Genomic DNA, 18,306 nt, shown 5'->3' with positions numbered 1-18,306 from the left:
TTTTATTTATAAAATAAATACTAATTTATTACTTGCTATAAATTAAAAATAATTATTATTTATTTTTACCTGATACTTCTTCTTGAATGCTCTTTGGCACTTTCTCATAAGCAGCGAACTCCATGCTGTAGTTTCCTCTACCTTGAGTTCTAGATCTTAATGTTGTAGCATAACCGAACATCTCTGAAAGAGGTACCATAGCTTTAATAACTTGAGCTCCGTTCTGTGGCTCCATTCCCTCAATTCTTCCTCTTCTTGAGTTAATGTCACCCATAACATCTCCCATGTACTCTTCTGGCATAGTTACTTCAACCTTCATGATAGGCTCAAGTAATGTTGCTCCAGCTTTAGCCATAGCATTCTTAAACGCCATAGATCCTGCAACTTTAAATGCCATCTCGTTAGAGTCAACATCATGGTAAGATCCATCGAAACATCTAGCTTTAAAGTTAATAACTGGGAAACCAGCAATAATACCAGCTTGTGAAGCTTCTTGAATACCTTTATCAACAGCAGGAACATACTCTCTTGGAATAACTCCTCCTACGATAGCGTTTTCAAATTCATATTCACCCTCAGTCGGGATTAACTCAATCCAGCAGTGTCCGTATTGACCACGTCCACCAGATTGTCTTACAAACTTACCTTCAGCCTTAACTTGTTGGCCAATTGTCTCTTTGTAAGCAACTTGTGGAGCACCAACGTTACACTCAACTTTGAATTCTCTTTGTAATCTATCAACGATGATTTCTAAGTGAAGCTCACCCATACCAGCGATGATTGTTTGACCAGTTTCTTGGTTAGTGTAAGTTTTGAATGTTGGATCCTCTTCAGCAAGTTTGATAAGAGACATACTCATCTTATCCATACCAGCTTTTGTTTTTGGCTCAATAGCAACAGATATAACTGGCTCTGGGAATTCCATACTTTCAAGTATAACAGGGTGATTTTCATCACATAAAGTCTCACCAGTAATTGTGTTCTTTAATCCTACTATTGCACCTAAGTCTCCAGCTCTAAACTCTTCAACTTCTTCTCTATGGTTAGAGTGCATCTTATACAATCTACCAATTCTTTCCTTCTTACCTTTGTTAGCGTTAAGAACATAGCTTCCACTCTTCATAACACCTGAGTAAACTCTTGTAAACGCTAACTTACCAACGAATGGATCAGTAGCAATTTTAAATGCTAATGCTGCTAAAGGAGCATCATCATCTGCTGGTCTTGTAGTTTCTTCATTAGTATTAGTGTCTACACCTTCTATAGCTTTAATATCTAATGGTGATGGCATGTAATCAACAACAGCATCGATCATCATTTGAACACCTTTATTCTTGTATGATGAACCACATACTACTGGAACTATTTCATTAGCTATAACACCTTTTCTTAAAGTAGACTTTAACTCTTCAAGAGTTAATTCTTCTCCATCTAGGTATTTCATCATTAACTCTTCATCTAGTTCAGCAACTGACTCAATTAATGCCCCTCTATACTCTTCAGCTAATTCTTGCATATCTGCAGGAATTTCTACTTCTTCTATTTCTTTTCCTAAGTCATCTTTGTAGATCTTAGCTTTGTTTGTAACAAGATCAATGATTCCTGTTAAGTTATCTTCTTTACCTATTGGTAATTGAATAGGTACTGCATTACACTTTAATCTTTCTCTCATCATGCTTACAACTCTGAAGAAATCCGCACCTAAAATATCCATTTTATTAACGTACGCCATTCTTGGTACATTATATTTATTTGCCTGTCTCCATACTGTTTCAGATTGAGGCTCAACTCCACCTTTAGCACAGAATACAGCAACAGCTCCGTCAAGAACTCTTAATGATCTCTCAACCTCAACTGTAAAGTCTACGTGTCCAGGTGTATCAATTATGTTTATTGTGTGATTTTTCCAGCTAGCTGTTGTAGCTGCAGAAGTAATTGTTATACCTCTCTCTTGCTCTTGAACCATCCAGTCCATTGTAGCTTCACCTTCGTGAACCTCACCAATTTTATGTGTTTTACCAGTATAATACAGTACACGCTCAGTAGTTGTTGTTTTACCCGCATCAATGTGAGCCATTATACCAATATTACGGTATTTATCTAATTTCACTTTTCTAGCCACTTAACTTTTCCTCCTCTCGCCGTTCATTAAAATTCGACAAAACTGTCTTGGCAAACCAAAACAGCTTTGTCTTTATAAATTTTTTTCTAATATTAGTATCTGTAATGAGCAAATGCTTTATTAGCTTCTGCCATTTTATGAGTATCTTCTCTCTTCTTAACAGCTGCACCTGTGTTATTTGATGCATCGATTAACTCATTAGCAAGTCTTTCTGTCATGAATCTTTCACTTCTTTTTCTTGAAGCGATTAGAAGCCATCTAAGACCTAAAGTCTGTCTTCTAACTGGTCTAACTTCGATTGGTACCTGGTAGTTAGATCCTCCGATTCTTCTCGCCTTAACCTCTAGTAAAGGCATTATGTTTTCTAAAGCTGCTTCAAAAACCTCTAATGGATCTTTTCCTGTCTTCTCAGCGATGATATCAAAAGCTCCATAACAAATCTTTTGAGCTAATCCTTTTTTACCGTCTTGCATTATTCCATTTATTAACTTAGTAACAACCTTACTGTTGTACATTGGATCTGGTAATACTTCTCTTTTTGGTGCTCTTCCTTTTCTTGGCACTTTACTTCCCTCCTTAAACATTCAAATTTAATTCACAGGTACTCGACATCCAACTCGTTAAGTGTCAGCGATTTATTCAATCACATTATTAACCTTCTAGATCATCAAATAACACGTGCAATTACTAAAAATATATAGATTTATGTGAACTGGATACTACAGCATTGCTAATTAAGATACAAATATTATTGTATTTTTAAATCTAACTTAATAGACACTATTTTTTCTTAGGTCTCTTACTTCCATACTTAGATCTTGATTGCTTTCTATCATTTACTCCAGCTGTATCTAACGCACCTCTAATAATCTTATATCTTACACCTGGTAAGTCCTTAGTTCTTCCACCTCTGATAAGAACAACACTGTGCTCTTGAAGGTTATGTCCTTCACCTGGAATATAAGATGATACTTCTAAACCATTTGTTAATCTAACTCTCGCAATTTTTCTTAATGCTGAGTTTGGTTTCTTAGGAGTAGTTGTTTTAACAACTGTACATACTCCTCTTCTTTGTGGGCACCCTTTAAGGGCTGGTGCTGTAGATTTTAAAGGAGTAGTTTTTCTACCTTTTCTTACTAATTGATTTATAGTTGGCATTCCTGCACCTCCTCTATCTTTTTTAAAAGTCTTTACAAATTTTACGTTAATTTTATTGTTCTTTTAAGAACAATGCCGCTGCAGCTCCAACATCTATATCACAAATTTCACCTAATTCCGTCATAGTATCTACATATACTATTTCAACGGATAAATCTTTTGCCTTATCTATAAGAGGCTGAATAACTCTTTTTTCTGCATTTTTTGCTATACACAAACATCTGCAATCTTTATTATTCATTTTTTTTAATGATTGTTTAACTCCAACAACTTTAGTATTATTCTTTAACTCAAGCATTATAAGCTATCCCCCATTAAAATTATCCTAAAGAAATTCAGCACAAATCGTATTTTAACATTTTAAAACGACTATGTCAATATCATTAATAATTAAGCTCTAATCCATTTTCTTCAATTTCAGTTGTATCCATTGATTCTTCTACATCTGGGCTTATATTAATTTTTCTATATTTCATCATACCTGTACCAGCTGGTATAAGTTTACCAATGATAACATTCTCTTTTAATCCAATTAATGGATCAATTTTACCCTTGATTGCGGCATCAGTAAGAACTCTTGTTGTTTCTTGGAATGATGCTGCAGATAAGAAAGAGTCAGTAGCTAATGAAGCTTTTGTAATACCCAATAAAGCATTAGAGTAAACAATTAACTCTCCACCTTCATCGGCAATCTTCTCATTAGCGTTATCAACATCTAAAATATCAACTTTTTCACCTGGTAAGAATTCACTGTCACCAGCATCTTCAATCAGTACTTTTCTTGTCATTTGTCTTACAACAACTTCAAGGTGTTTATCATTGATATCAACCCCTTGTAGTCTATAAACCTTTTGAACTTCTGAAAGAAGATACGCCTTAACCCCTTCAACACCTTTAATTCTTAAAATATCATGAGGGTTAACCGAACCTTGTGTAACAGTATCTCCAGCTTGAATTTTATCACCATCGGCAACTCTTATTCTAGCTCCAAATGGAATGTCATATTTGAACTCTTCCCCTTCTTCTGTTACAACTATTACAATTCTCTTCTTTTTAGTCTCTTCAATTCTTACACTTCCACTAACTTCCGAAACTATAGCTAATCCTTTAGGCTTTCTTGCTTCAAATAATTCCTCAACCCTTGGAAGACCCTGAGTGATATCTCCACCTGCGATTCCTCCTGTATGGAAGGTTCTCATTGTAAGCTGTGTTCCTGGTTCACCGATTGATTGCGCAGCAATGATACCAACAGCTTCACCAATATCAATCTTGCTTCCTGTAGCCATGTTCATACCGTAACACTTTGAACATACTCCGTGTCTACTTTTACATGTGAATACAGATCTTATTTCAACCTTCTCTATTCCAGCATCTACAACTTTTTGTGCTAATTCTGAATCCATATATACATTATCTTCTACTAAAACCTCACCTGTTTCAGGGTGCTTAATCTCAGATGCAGTATATCTACCTGTTAATCTCTCGTGAAGCGATTCTATGACTTCTGATCCCTCAGCTATTTGAGAAACCTCATAACCTTCTACAGCTCCACAATCCACTTCTCTAATAATAACATCTTGGCTTACATCAACCAATCTTCTAGTTAAGTATCCTGAATCGGCAGTTTTTAACGCTGTATCGGCATTACCCTTTCTAGCACCGTGAGTAGATAGGAAGTACTCAAGTACGTCAAGTCCCTCTCTAAATGACGATTTGATAGGCAACTCGATGATTTTACCTGATGGACTAGCCATAAGTCCTCTCATACCTGCTAATTGCTTAATCTGACTCTTAGATCCTCTGGCACCAGAGTCAGCCATCATATAGATAGGATTGAATTTATCAAAACTATCCATAAGTGCATTGGCAACATCCTCTGTTGTTTGAGTCCATTTTTCTATTACTCTCTCATATCTTTCTTCTGCTGATATGAATCCTCTTCTATACATCTTTTCAATTTTCTCTACTGTCTTTTCAGCATCTTCAAGCAAATCTTTCTTTGCCTCTGGAACTATCATATCTGAAGCCGCAATAGTTATTGCCCCTATTGTAGAGTAATGATATCCAGTAGCTTTAATATTGTCTAGCATTATTGATGTTTTAGTAGGTCCATATTTAACAAAACACTTATCTATTATCTTTCCTAGATTCTTTTTACTTACTAGGAAATCTATTTCTAACTTCAACTCATTTCCTGGTATAGTTCTATCTACTAGACCAAGATCTTGTGGTACAGCTTCATTAAAGATTAATTTACCTGGAGTAGTTTCTATTATACCTTCATGCATTTTACCATTTACTTCAGCTCTCATTAATACATTAATTTTAGCATGTATATCAATATCTTTCTTCTGATACGCCATCATAACTTCATCAGGTGATGAGAAGTATCTACCTTCACCCTTTGCACCATCCTTATCGATAGTTAAGTAATATGATCCTAAAACCATATCCTGAGTAGGTACAGCAACAGGCTTTCCATCAGAAGGTTTTAAAATATTATGTGCTGCTAACATTAAGAATCTAGCTTCTGCTTGCGCTTCCACTGATAAAGGAACGTGAACAGCCATTTGGTCTCCATCGAAGTCCGCATTATATGCAGTACATACTAATGGGTGTAACTTGATAGCCTTACCTTCAACCAATATAGGTTGGAATGCTTGAATACCAAGTCTGTGTAGAGTAGGAGCACGGTTAAGTAATACAGGATGATCTCTTATAACCACTTCTAATACATCCCAAACTTGTGGTTGAACCCTTTCTACCATTCTCTTTGCACTCTTAATATTATGTGCAATATTCTTATCAACTAATTTCTTCATTACGAATGGTTTAAATAATTCTAAAGCCATTCCTTTTGGAAGTCCACATTGATACATTTTCAACTCTGGACCAACAACTATAACAGAACGTCCTGAGTAGTCAACACGCTTTCCAAGAAGATTTTGTCTAAATCTACCTTGCTTACCCTTAAGCATCTCAGATAACGATTTTAAAGGTCTGTTCCCCGGTCCAGTAACCGGTCTACCTCTTCTACCATTATCAATAAGCGCATCAACAGCTTCTTGAAGCATTCTCTTTTCATTTCTAACTATTATATCAGGAGCTCCTAATGATAATAGTTTTTTAAGTCTGTTATTTCTATTAATAACTCTTCTGTATAAGTCATTCAAGTCAGATGTAGCAAATCTTCCTCCATCCAATTGTACCATAGGTCTTAAATCCGGTGGTATAACTGGAATAACATCAATAATCATCCAATCTGGTTTGTTTATAGATTTTCTAAATGATTCAACAACATCCAGTCTTCTAACAGTTCTTATTTTTTTCTGACCTGTACTAGTCTTTAAGCCTTCTTTTAACTCAGCACTTAATGATTCTAAATCAATTTCTTCTAAAAGTCTTTTTACTGATTCAGCTCCCATGCCTGCTTCAAAGCTTTCATAACCATACTTATCAATAGCTTCTCTATACTCTTTTTCATTTAATAATTGTTTCTTTATTAGAGGAGTTTCTTTTGGATCTATTACAATATAAGAAGCAAAATATAAAACTTTCTCTAACGCTCTTGGTGACATATCAAGAATTAACCCCATTCTTGATGGTATTCCTTTAAAGTACCAGATATGAGATACTGGAGCAGCTAATTCAATATGCCCCATTCTCTCACGTCTTACTTTAGATTTGGTAACCTCAACACCACATCTATCACAAACAATTCCCTTATATCTAACTCTTTTGTATTTACCACAATGACATTCCCAGTCTTTCTGTGGTCCAAAAATCTTCTCACAAAACAGTCCATCTTTTTCTGGTTTTAATGTTCTATAATTTATTGTTTCTGGCTTTTTTACTTCACCTCTAGACCAATCTCTTATTTGTTCTGGTGAAGCTAACCCTACTTGTATTGCATCAAAGTTATTAAGTTCAAACAAGGGTTTATCCTCCCTTCACTATTAGTGTTCATCAGTAACATCGTTTAAATCTAATTCAAAACTATTTAAAGATACATCATCTAAATCTAATTCCGTGAATTCGTCCGCATCTGGTTCCACTTCTTCTATCACGCTATTAGCTTCAATTTCACTTTTATCTTTTTCTGTAGGTACAGAATCTTCATTACCTTCTATATATACACCAAGTTCTTCGCCATCTTCTTCAACAGATTCTTTTAGTACTATTTCAGTATTATCTTCACCAAGTACTTTAACATCAATACACAATGCCTGGAATTCTTTAATAAGAACTTTGAAAGATTCTGGAACTCCTGGTTCTGGAATATTTTCACCTTTAACTATAGCCTCATAAGTTTTAACTCTTCCAACTACATCGTCAGATTTAACAGTCAAGATTTCTTGTAAAGTATAAGCAGCTCCGTATGCTTCAAGCGCCCATACCTCCATCTCTCCGAATCTCTGACCACCAAATTGAGCTTTACCACCCAATGGTTGTTGAGTAACTAATGAGTATGGTCCAGTTGATCTTGCATGCATCTTGTCATCAACTAAGTGGTGTAATTTTAAGATGTACATTATTCCAACTGTAACTCTATTCTCAAATGGCTCTCCCGTTCTACCATCGTAAAGAACTGTTTTACCATCTCTGTCATATCCTGCTTTTTCTAGGCACTCTTCTATATCCGACTCAACTGCACCATCAAATACTGGAGTAGCTACATGCCAACCCAACTTACTTGCAGCCCAACCTAAATGCATTTCTAGTACCTGACCGATATTCATACGAGAAGGAACCCCTAGAGGATTTAAGCACAACTGTACTGGTCTACCATCTGGTAAGAATGGCATATCTTCAACAGGAAGAATTCTAGAAATAACACCCTTATTACCGTGTCTTCCTGCCATCTTATCTCCTACAGATATCTTTCTCTTATGAGCTATATAAGCTCTTACTAATTTATTTACCCCTGGTGGTAATTCATCTCCATTTTCTCTTGTAAAGACTTTAACGTCAACGATAATACCATCTTCTCCATGCGGAGCTCTTAATGAAGTATCTCTTACTTCTCTAGCTTTTTCACCAAAGATAGCTCTTAATAATCTTTCTTCAGCAGTAAGTTCTGTTTCACCCTTAGGTGTTACCTTACCAACTAATATATCACCTGATTTAACCTCAGCACCTATTCTGATTATTCCTCTTTCATCAAGATCCTTAAGGGCATCTTCACCAACATTAGGGATATCTCTTGTTATTTCTTCAGGTCCTAACTTAGTATCTCTTGCTTCACATTCATATTCTTCTATATGAAGAGACGTGAATACATCCTCTTTAACTAACTCTTCAGATACTAACATCGCATCCTCATAGTTATAACCTTCCCAAGTTAAGAAAGCAATTCTTATATTCTTACCAAGAGCAATTTCTCCAAGATCAGTAGATGGACCATCCACTAATACATCTCCAGCCTTAACTCTCTCACCTTTATCAACTAAAGGTCTTTGGTTAATACATGTTCCTTGATTTGAACGTTTGAATTTTAATAAGTTATAAGTATCTACTATACCTGTTTCATCTCTTCTAATCTTAATTTCATTAGCACTAACATACTCAACAACACCGTCATACCTAGATTTAGGTAATACCCCTGAATCAGCAGCCGCTCTGTGTTCTATACCAGTTCCTACGTACGGAGCTGCTGGCTTTAATAACGGTACTGCCTGACGTTGCATGTTTGATCCCATCAGCGCACGTGACGCGTCATCATTTTCTAAGAAAGGAATCATAGATGTCGCAACCGAAACAATCTGTCTTGGAGATATATCCATTAAATCTACTTGTGTTGCTGGAACAATAATAGCTTCCTCTTTATCTCTTACTGTAACTTTATCATCAATAAACTTACCATTCTCATCAAGTGGTTCTTGTGCTTTCGCTATCAAGTGCCCATCTTCTTCATTAGCTGTGAAATATCTTATTTCATCAGTTGCTACACCATCTTTTACTATTCTATATGGCGTTTCCATAAATCCATATTCATTAACCTTTGCGTACGCTGCTAAAGAGTTAATTAATCCAATGTTTGGTCCCTCTGGAGTTTCAATAGGACACATTCTACCATAGTGAGAGTGGTGAACGTCTCTAACCTCAAATCCAGCTCTTTCTCTTGAAAGACCTCCTGGACCAAGCGCAGATAATCTTCTCTTATGAGTTAATTCAGAAAGAGGATTTGTTTGATCCATGAACTGAGATAATTGAGAGCTTCCGAAGAATTCTTTTATAGCCGCAGTAACTGGTCTTATATTGATAAGCCCTTGTGGCGTAATACCTTCTTGTTCTTGAATAGTCATTCTTTCTTTAATAACTCTTTCCATTCTTGAAAGACCAATTCTAAATTGATTTTGTAACAATTCTCCCACTGATCTTAATCTTCTATTTCCTAAGTGGTCAATGTCATCAGAATATCCAATGCCATATACTAGACCAATTTGATAACTAATAGTAGCTAACATATCATCTTTTACAATATGCTTAGGAATTAATTTATTTATATTCTTTTTAATTTCAACTTTTAACGTTTCTTCATTTTCGCAATTATCCATAATATCTTTTAATGTAGGATAATGCACCATCTCTTTAACACCCAATTCTGCAGCATCAAAATCAACAAAATTATTGATATCAACAAAGTGATTTCCAATAACTCTTATGATTTTATCTTCCACAAGAACATCAACTGAGTTTATACCCGAATTACCGATTTCTTGAGCTTTATCTCTTGAAATCTTTGCACCCTCTTCAACAATTATTTCTCCTGTTTCAGGATTAACAATATTTTCAGCTGCAATCTGATTTATAAGTCTGTTACTTATGCTAAGTTTTTTGTTGAACTTATATCTTCCTACTTTTGATAGATCATATCTTTTAGCATCAAAGAATAGTGAATTTATAAGACTTTTAGCACTTTCAACAGTCGGAGGCTCGCCTGGTCTTAGCCTCTTATATATTTCTAAAAGACCTTCTTCTTCTGTCTTAGTATTGTCTTTTTCTATAGATGCCGTTAATCTCTCTTCTTCTCCGAAGAATTGAGTTAACTGTAAGTCACTCCCATACCCCATAGCTCTCGCTAATACAGTTATAGGAAGTTTTCTTGTTTTGTCGATTCTTACGTAAATTATGTTATTAGAGTCCGTCTCGTACTCCAACCAAGCTCCCCTATTAGGAATTATTGTTGAAGAATATAGTTTTTTACCTGTCTTATCAACATTGTAACTATAATATACTCCCGGTGATCTAACAAGCTGACTTACGATTACTCTTTCAGCTCCATTAATTACGAATGTACCCTGTTCTGTCATTATTGGGAAGTCTCCCATGAATACTTCTTGTTCCTTAATTTCGCCAGTTTCGTTATTAGTCAATCTAACTTTAACTTTTAGAGGCGCTGCAAAAGTAGAGTCTCTATCTTTGCACTCTTCAACGTCATACTTTGTGTTGTCATAATCTAAATTGTAATCAACAAATTCTAACACTAAATTACCTGTATAGTCCTGTATAGGATTTATGTCATTAAAAACCTCTTTAAGACCAGCATCTAGAAACCAGTTGTATGAGTTCAACTGTACCTCTATAAGGTTAGGCATAGTTGCAACCTCTTGAACTTTTGAAAAGCTCATTCTGGTCCTTTTACCAACTTGGATAGGATGTACCATTAACTTTCACTCCTTGCTTAAGTAAAATAGCAGCACTAATTGCATTACCATCTTATTATTATACCCTAGTTCTTATCCAAAATACCCTTTATTACACAAAAAACTAATATTTTATAGTATAATAATATTAAATTTCAACAAATCAATGCAATTATCTATATTATCATATTTCTTTTTCATTGTCAACATTCATTAAGTAAAAAAAGGGCACTTAAATTAAGTGCCCTCCTAGTCGGCTATTATTATTTTAATTCAATAACTGCTCCAACTTCTTCTAACTTAGCTTTCATTTCATCAGCAGCATCTTTAGCTACAGCTTCCTTGATTGTCTTAGGAGCTCCATCTACGATTTCTTTAGCTTCTTTTAATCCTAAACCAGTAAGTTCTCTTACAGCTTTGATTACTTTGATTTTGCTTGATCCAGCAGAAGCAAGAACAACGTCAAACTCAGTTTTCTCAGCAGCTCCACCTGCAGCAGCAGCACCTGCAGCAGCAACTGGTGCAGCAGCGCTTACTCCAAACTCCTCTTCACATGCTTTAACTAACTCATTTAATTCCATAACAGACATTTCTTTGATAGCTTCAATAATTTGCTCTCTTGTCATTTTTAGTACACCTCCATATATTTTAACCGTACATTCTTTTTTTTAATTATTTTTACTAATTATGCTTCTTTGTTATCAGCGATAGCTTTAACTAAGTATGCAAACTTTGATATTGGTGATTGTAAACTTCCAAGTAACTTTGCAAGTAATACCTCTCTTGGTGGTATTGATGCGAAAGCTGTGATTTTTTCTAAATCGTAAACTTCACCTTGAACTAAACCTGCTTTTAATTCTAATGCTTTATGATCTTTCATAAAAGCACTAATTACTCTACCTGGTGCAGTAGGATCTTCATATCCTAACGCCATAGAAACAGGCCCTTCTAAATGCTCATCAAGACCTTCAATTCCTAACTCTTTAAGAGCTAATTTTACTAAAGTGTTTTTGAATACTTTATATTCAACTCCAGTTTCTCTGAATTGCTTTCTTAATTGAGTGTCTTCTTCAACAGTAAGACCTTGGTAATTAGTTAAGATTACTGATTGTGCTTTTTCAAGTTTCTCTCTGATCTCTTGAACTTTAGCTTCTTTAATCATTCTATTCTTACCTGCCACTGCATACACCTCCCTGCAATTTATTTAATATTTAAAAAGTCTCTCCATAGACATGAAGAGACCAAATATCTTAATTAATTAAGTATCAATGGAATCCTCGGCAGGCGACATAGCTTACGTTTTTCAACACCTACTGTCTACGGAATATTTTTTAATTTTCCTTAACAACATTAACTATATTACTACACTTAACATCGTTTGTCAACAAGAATTTCGAAATTAATCTAATATTTTTGCTGGGTTAATTTTAATTCCAGGTCCCATTGTGCTAGCAACGCTAACAGACTTAACGTATTGACCTTTAGCAGCTGCTGGTTTAGCTTTAATTAATGCTCCCATTAATGCTTGGAAGTTTTCTGAAAGCTTTTCAGCATCAAAAGATTTCTTTCCGATTGGTACGTGAACGATAGAAGTTTTATCAACTCTGTATTCAACCTTACCAGCTTTGATGTCATTAATAGCTTTTTCAACATCAAAAGTTACTGTTCCTGATTTTGGGTTAGGCATTAAACCTTTAGGTCCTAATACTCTACCTATTCTTCCAACAACACCCATCATATCTGGTGTTGCAACAGCAACATCAAATCCAAACCAACCTTGTTGAATTTTAGCTACTAATTCCTCTGCTCCAACAAAATCAGCTCCAGCTGCTTCTGCTTCTTTAGCTTTTTCACCTTTAGCGAAAACTAACACTCTAACAGTTTTACCTGTTCCGTGTGGAAGTACAACAGCACCTCTTACTTGTTGGTCAGCGTGTCTTGGGTCTACCCCTAGTTTAACGTGAAGCTCAACAGTTTCATCAAACTTAGCCTTAGCTGTTTTTTGAACTAATTCTAAAGCTTCTGCTGGCGTATATAGTGTGTTTCTATCAACTATTTTAGCACTTTCTACATAATTCTTACCTTTTTTAGCCATTTTTTAATCCTCCTTCGTGGTATTAGCGGTTACAACCTCCCACTTTATTGGGCATTATAACTATTCTACTACTTCAACACCCATACTTCTTGCTGTACCTTCGATCATGCTCATTGCAGTTTCGATTGTTGCAGCATTCAAGTCTGGCATTTTAATTTCAGCTATTTCTTTAATTTGCGCTTTAGTTATCTTACCAACTTTGTTTCTGTTAGGCTCTCCTGATCCACTTTCTAAACCAATAGCTTTCTTGATTAGAACTGGAGCTGGTGGAGTTTTAGTGATAAACGTGAATGATCTATCCTGATATACTGTTATAACAACTGGAATAATCATTCCTGCTTGATCTGCAGTTTTTGCGTTAAACTCCTTAGTAAAAGCCATAATGTTAACACCGTGTTGACCTAAAGCCGGTCCTACTGGTGGTGCTGGAGTAGCTTTTCCTGCTGGTAATTGAAGTTTAATATAGCCTGTAATTTTTTTAGCCATGTGTTACACCTCCTGATTTGTGGTAAATGCGGATTTTTAATCCTCCCACTTAGCAAAGGATATCCTTTGCATAAGTACATTAATCTAAATGTTTTATTTGATTGAAATCAAGTTCAACAGGTGTTTCCCTGCCAAACATGTCGACTAATCCTTTTATTTTTTGTTTTTCAAGGTTAATTTCCTGTATTAATGCAACAAAGTTCTCTAGCGGACCTGTTACGATTCTTACACTGTCACCAACCTCAAAATCAACTTCAATAATCTTGTCTTTAATTCCCATAGCCTTAACTTCTTCTTCAGTAAGAGGAACTGGTTTAGATCCTGGACCTACAAATCCTGTAACTCCGCGAGTATTTCTAACGACATACCATGACTCATCAGTCATGATCATCTTAACCATGACATACCCAGGGAAAACCTTTTTTTGAGTTACTTTTTTCTTACCATCTTTAATTTCAACTTGTTCCTCCATAGGAACAACGATATCAAAAAACAACTCATGAAGATTTCTATTGTCTATTGTCTTTTCAATATTAGCTTTAACCTTGTTTTCATATCCCGAGTACGTATGTGCTACATACCATTTTGCATTGTTTTCATTCATAATTTCCAGGGACTATCGCCCTACCTCCTTTACGTTATCGGCTAAATATAACACTAAACACCTTCATGAATACACTGTCACAAAGAGAGATTAACAAAACATAAAAAGTGCAACATAAAGCAACCGCTTCTAATGCCTTTTTCACATCCTTCTTCGGAGCCCACGTAATTCTCTTAAATTCTGCTTTAGTGTTCTTAAAAAAAGCCAAGCTTCCTTTGTTAGCTGTCTTGTTTTCGTTTTTTTTCACTTTCCCATTTACAGCCATTCTATTCACATCCCCATATATAATTATACCTACTTAGTTTCTCTGTGTAGTGTATGTTGCTTACAGAATTTACAATATTTTTTCATTTCAATTCTCTCAGGGTTGTTCTTCTTATTCTTCATAGTATCATAGTTTCTTTGCTTACATTCCGTACATGCTAAAGTAGCTTTAATTCTCACTTTAAACACACCTCCTAGTTTAAACCCAATTATTGGTATATTCGTATCTCTTTTTTATTTACTAAACTAATTTATCACAAAGTTATACACCATGTCAACTAGACATTTTTATACACTTTAGTATTATTTGCTTTTTTTATTACTTTCAAAAGGACTAGGTGTTACCCCAGTCCAAATTTATCTTTATCTATTATAAACTTAGATATTACTCGATGATGCTAGTAACAACACCAGAACCTACTGTTCTTCCACCTTCTCTGATCGCGAATCTTAATCCTTCTTCCATAGCGATTGGAGTGATTAACTCAACGTTCATGTCAATGTGGTCTCCTGGCATTACCATTTCCATTCCTTCTGGAAGGTTAGCAGTACCAGTAACGTCTGTAGTTCTGAAGTAGAACTGTGGTCTATATCCGTTGAAGAATGGAGTGTGTCTTCCACCCTCTTCTTTTTTAAGTACGTAAACTTGACCTACGAACTTCATGTGTGGGTTTACTGTACCAGGCTTACATAATACTTGCCCTCTTTGTACTTCTGCTCTTTGAACACCTCTTAATAATGCTCCGATGTTATCTCCAGCCATTGCTTGGTCTAGGATCTTTCTGAACATCTCTACTCCAGTACATACTGTCTTCATTTTCTCTTCTTTAATACCAACGATTTCTAATTCGTCACCAGTGTTAACAATTCCTCTTTCAACTCTTCCAGTAACAACTGTTCCTCTACCAGTGATTGTGAATACGTCCTCGATAGGCATTAAGAAAGTCTTATCTGTATCTCTCTCTGGAGTTGGGATCCACTCGTCAACTGCAGCCATTAGGTCTAAGATACATTGATCTTCACCTTTTTCGATTGCCATTAATGATGATCCGCTTACTACTGGACATTCGTCTCCGTCAAATCCGTATTCGCTTAATAATTCTCTTACTTCCATTTCTACTAACTCTAATAACTCTTCGTCATCAACTTGGTCAGCTTTGTTTAAGAATACTACGATGTGCTCAACACCTACTCTTGATGCAAGAAGAATGTGCTCTCTTGTTTGTGGCATTGGACCATCTGCAGCAGATACTACTAAGATAGCTCCATCCATTTGAGCTGCTCCTGTGATCATGTTCTTAACGTAGTCAGCGTGTCCTGGACAGTCAACGTGAGCGTAGTGTCTGTTCTCAGTCTCATACTCTACGTGTGCAGTATTGATTGTGATTCCTCTTTCTTTTTCTTCTGGAGCTTTATCTATTTCGTCATAGTTCATTACTTCTGCTCCACCAGCTTTTGCTAACGTCATTGTGATAGCTGCTGTAGTTGTAGTCTTACCGTGGTCAACGTGACCGATTGTTCCTATATTTACGTGTGGCTTACTTCTTTCAAACTTTGCCTTAGCCATTTTTTACTCCTCCTTCAAATTGTATATATATATATATTTCTATTCATCTTTCCCAAACTCATAGTCCAGTTAACCATACTGGAGCCCACGACCGGACTTGAACCGGCGACCTCCACCTTACCAAGGTGACGCTCTACCGACTGAGCCACATGGGCATTTAGAACTCAACTATGCGTTTAAGAGAAAGTGAATAAATAATACCTTAAACTAATTATTAATTTTACTATAAATCATAGATTTGTCAATAAGGATTTCATCTTTTATCAAGACATTTCTCAAGCTTTCTTTTAACTCTCTGAAGAGCATTGTCTATTGACTTGGAATGTCTGTCTAAATCACATGCAATTTCTTGATATGATTTTCCATCAAGATATGCCATAAGAACTTCCATTTCTAGGTCAGATAATACCTCCCCTATTTCATGTTCAATATGACTCACTTCCTCAGCACTTATGACCAACTCTTCTGGATCAGTCACTTTAACACCTGATAAAATATCTAAAAGTGTTCTATCTGACTCCTCATCATAAATTGGTTTATTAAGAGAAACATAGGTGTTAAGTGGTATATGCTTTTGTCTAGTAGCTGTTTTAATGGCTGTTATTATCTGTCTTGTTATACATAACTCCGCAAAGGCTTTAAAAGACGAAAGTTTATCTGGCTTAAAATCTCTGATAGCTTTATATAAGCCTATCATTCCTTCTTGGTAAATATCTTCTTTATCAGCACCAATTAAAAAATAAGATTTCGCCTTAGATTTAACAAAACTTTGATATTTTTGAATTAAGTATTCTTCTGCTTTTTTATCCCCTTCTTTTGCCTTTAATACTAATTCTTCATCAAGTATATTTTTATACTGTTGAAAATAGTATTCTCGAAGAGCCATTTGATTATTTTTAGACCCCTTATCCAAAGCTTAACCCCTCTCTTTAATTCAACATAATACTCTAACTTAGATTATACAATAATTTTTTTTCAATCGTCAAGAAAATCAATGACTTCTTCTTATTTTTTCAAGTTTTTCAAAAACACTGTCGTCCATAAACTCTGATAATAAATTTCTTTCTTTTGAAGCTACCTTTATTGTCTTATTTTGAATGTTTGACATTCCTCTTACTACATCAGTGTAGAACTCAAAACAACTTTTTCTTACAGCTCCTCTTTGGAACACAACTTGCTGTTCCAGATTATCATCGGTAACAACAGTAACATTAACTCTCCTACCTAAGTCATTTACACTTCTTTCAATGTAACTATCTGCTGTTTCTCCTTCTTTTGTGAAAATCACTATTAATTCACCATATTTTTCTTTTTTCTGTATGCTTCCTCTAACTTTATGAGCATCAAATACTACGATAATTTTACTACCAATGAATGCTCCATAATTTTGTAAAATCTCTATTAATTTCTGCCTAGCAGCTTCATAACTAACTTTTTTCTCATTTATAAGTTCTGGCCAATTATTTATTAAATTATAACCATCAACATATATTATTTTCACTTTTTACCACTGTTAAGTTTTTGTCTCAACACTTCATACATCAGAATTCCACCTGCCACAGATGCATTCAGAGAATTTATTTTTCCTACCATAGGAATCTTAACCAAAACATCACATTTCTTTAAGGTTAATCTTGAAATCCCCCTACCTTCACTACCAATAACTAACGCTATTGCTCCATCCATATTAGTTTCATGACAATATGCCTCACCTTTTATATCAGCTCCGTAAATCCATATTCCCTTTTCTTTAAGTTCATCTATAGTTGCATTTATATTCGTTACTTTAGCAATTTTCATATGCTCTACAGCACCAACTGAAGTTCTATGCACCGTAGGTGTAACAGCAACATTCCTTCTTTTAGGTATGATTATCCCATGAACTCCAACAATTTCAGCTGTTCTTATTATTGAACCAAAATTATGTGGGTCTTCTATTTCGTCCAGAATAATTATAAAAGGCTTTTCTCCTTTTTCTTCTGCATGGTTTAATATTTCTTCTACTGAAGAGTATTCATACGAGTTAACAATAGCTATTACCCCTTGGTGATTTCCTGTTTCACTTATAGAGTTTAACTTTTGTTTGTCCACCTCTTTTATTACAATCTTTTTTTCTTTAGCCAGCGCATAAATAACATTCATAGAATGCCCTACACTAGAACTGTTTATAAGTATATTCTCAATTGTTCTGTCTTTTTTTAAGGCTTCAACTACTGCATTACGTCCTTCAATAATGTTCCCTAAATCCTCCTTAGAGTTTGAATCTTCTTTTTTCTTATAATTCTTTTTCCTTTTAAAGTCTGTCTTTTTGTTTGAGTCTTCTATTTTATTAAATTCATCTTTATTTTTCATATTTTTCACCTT

Annotated in this window: 17 protein-coding genes, 1 tRNA gene and 1 other annotated feature; all 18 genes read right to left on the bottom strand. The window is 35.1% G+C overall.

Going from position 1 to position 18,306, the window contains the following annotated elements:
• Positions 1-55 precede the first annotated feature (55 nt).
• The gene (fusA, locus tag OW730_RS04310; protein ID WP_271227836.1) at positions 56-2,122 is read right to left on the bottom strand and encodes an elongation factor G; all 2,067 of its coding nucleotides are present in this window, start codon (positions 2,120-2,122) and stop codon (positions 56-58) included.
• Positions 2,123-2,214: 92 nt separating this feature from the next.
• Positions 2,215-2,685 (bottom strand): 30S ribosomal protein S7, encoded by a 471-nt coding sequence (gene rpsG, locus OW730_RS04305; RefSeq protein ID WP_271227835.1) that lies wholly within the window; start codon positions 2,683-2,685, stop codon positions 2,215-2,217.
• A 217-nt stretch (positions 2,686-2,902) separates the two neighbouring features.
• The gene (gene rpsL / locus OW730_RS04300) at positions 2,903-3,280 is read right to left on the bottom strand and encodes a 30S ribosomal protein S12 (RefSeq protein WP_271227834.1); all 378 of its coding nucleotides are present in this window, start codon (positions 3,278-3,280) and stop codon (positions 2,903-2,905) included.
• 52 nt (positions 3,281-3,332) lie between these two features.
• Positions 3,333-3,578 (bottom strand): ribosomal L7Ae/L30e/S12e/Gadd45 family protein, encoded by a 246-nt coding sequence (locus OW730_RS04295; protein WP_271227833.1) that lies wholly within the window; start codon positions 3,576-3,578, stop codon positions 3,333-3,335.
• An 85-nt stretch (positions 3,579-3,663) separates the two neighbouring features.
• Positions 3,664-7,215: a DNA-directed RNA polymerase subunit beta' gene (gene rpoC / locus OW730_RS04290; protein WP_271227832.1), complete on the bottom strand. Its 3,552-nt coding sequence runs from the start codon at positions 7,213-7,215 to the stop codon at positions 3,664-3,666.
• 21 nt (positions 7,216-7,236) lie between these two features.
• Positions 7,237-10,947, bottom strand: coding sequence for a DNA-directed RNA polymerase subunit beta (rpoB, locus tag OW730_RS04285; RefSeq protein ID WP_271227831.1), 3,711 nt, complete (start codon positions 10,945-10,947; stop codon positions 7,237-7,239).
• A gap of 242 nt (positions 10,948-11,189) precedes the next feature.
• On the bottom strand, positions 11,190-11,552 hold the full coding sequence (gene rplL / locus OW730_RS04280) for a 50S ribosomal protein L7/L12 (RefSeq protein ID WP_271227830.1): 363 nt from the start codon (positions 11,550-11,552) through the stop codon (positions 11,190-11,192).
• Between the two features lie 59 nt (positions 11,553-11,611).
• On the bottom strand, positions 11,612-12,088 hold the full coding sequence (gene rplJ, locus OW730_RS04275) for a 50S ribosomal protein L10 (RefSeq protein ID WP_271229515.1): 477 nt from the start codon (positions 12,086-12,088) through the stop codon (positions 11,612-11,614).
• Positions 12,089-12,129: 41 nt separating this feature from the next.
• Positions 12,130-12,267 (bottom strand) — a sequence feature (ribosomal protein L10 leader region).
• 58 nt (positions 12,268-12,325) lie between these two features.
• Positions 12,326-13,021 carry a 50S ribosomal protein L1 gene (rplA, locus tag OW730_RS04270; RefSeq protein ID WP_271227829.1) on the bottom strand — a complete coding sequence of 232 codons (696 nt, stop codon included), beginning with the start codon at positions 13,019-13,021 and terminating at the stop codon, positions 12,326-12,328.
• A 60-nt stretch (positions 13,022-13,081) separates the two neighbouring features.
• Entirely contained in the window at positions 13,082-13,507 is a 426-nt protein-coding gene (gene rplK / locus OW730_RS04265) for a 50S ribosomal protein L11 (protein WP_271227828.1), read from the bottom strand.
• A 79-nt stretch (positions 13,508-13,586) separates the two neighbouring features.
• A complete protein-coding gene (nusG, locus tag OW730_RS04260) occupies positions 13,587-14,111 on the bottom strand; it encodes a transcription termination/antitermination protein NusG (protein ID WP_271227827.1) in 525 nt (174 codons plus the stop codon).
• A 34-nt stretch (positions 14,112-14,145) separates the two neighbouring features.
• The gene (gene secE / locus OW730_RS04255; protein ID WP_271227826.1) at positions 14,146-14,376 is read right to left on the bottom strand and encodes a preprotein translocase subunit SecE; all 231 of its coding nucleotides are present in this window, start codon (positions 14,374-14,376) and stop codon (positions 14,146-14,148) included.
• Between the two features lie 29 nt (positions 14,377-14,405).
• Positions 14,406-14,555, bottom strand: a complete 150-nt coding sequence (gene rpmG, locus OW730_RS04250; protein WP_250858658.1) for a 50S ribosomal protein L33 — start codon at positions 14,553-14,555, stop codon at positions 14,406-14,408.
• Positions 14,556-14,760: 205 nt separating this feature from the next.
• The gene (gene tuf, locus OW730_RS04245; protein ID WP_271227825.1) at positions 14,761-15,942 is read right to left on the bottom strand and encodes an elongation factor Tu; all 1,182 of its coding nucleotides are present in this window, start codon (positions 15,940-15,942) and stop codon (positions 14,761-14,763) included.
• A gap of 79 nt (positions 15,943-16,021) precedes the next feature.
• Positions 16,022-16,097 (bottom strand) — tRNA-Thr (locus OW730_RS04240).
• Positions 16,098-16,195: 98 nt separating this feature from the next.
• Positions 16,196-16,828, bottom strand: a complete 633-nt coding sequence (sigH, locus tag OW730_RS04235) for an RNA polymerase sporulation sigma factor SigH (RefSeq protein WP_271229514.1) — start codon at positions 16,826-16,828, stop codon at positions 16,196-16,198.
• Between the two features lie 105 nt (positions 16,829-16,933).
• Complete coding sequence (locus tag OW730_RS04230) at positions 16,934-17,443, bottom strand: NYN domain-containing protein (protein ID WP_271227824.1); 510 nt, start codon at positions 17,441-17,443, stop codon at positions 16,934-16,936.
• On the bottom strand, positions 17,440-18,294 hold the full coding sequence (gene rlmB, locus OW730_RS04225) for a 23S rRNA (guanosine(2251)-2'-O)-methyltransferase RlmB (protein WP_271227823.1): 855 nt from the start codon (positions 18,292-18,294) through the stop codon (positions 17,440-17,442). The genes OW730_RS04230 and rlmB overlap by 4 nt, the downstream gene beginning before the upstream one ends.
• Positions 18,295-18,306: the final 12 nt, after the last annotated feature.

Source organism: Oceanirhabdus sp. W0125-5 (assembly GCF_027938815.1).
Taxonomy (GTDB): Bacteria; Bacillota; Clostridia; order Clostridiales; family Clostridiaceae; genus Oceanirhabdus.
Note: the sequence above shows the minus strand (reverse complement) of the source record. Positions and strands in the feature narration are given on the sequence as shown.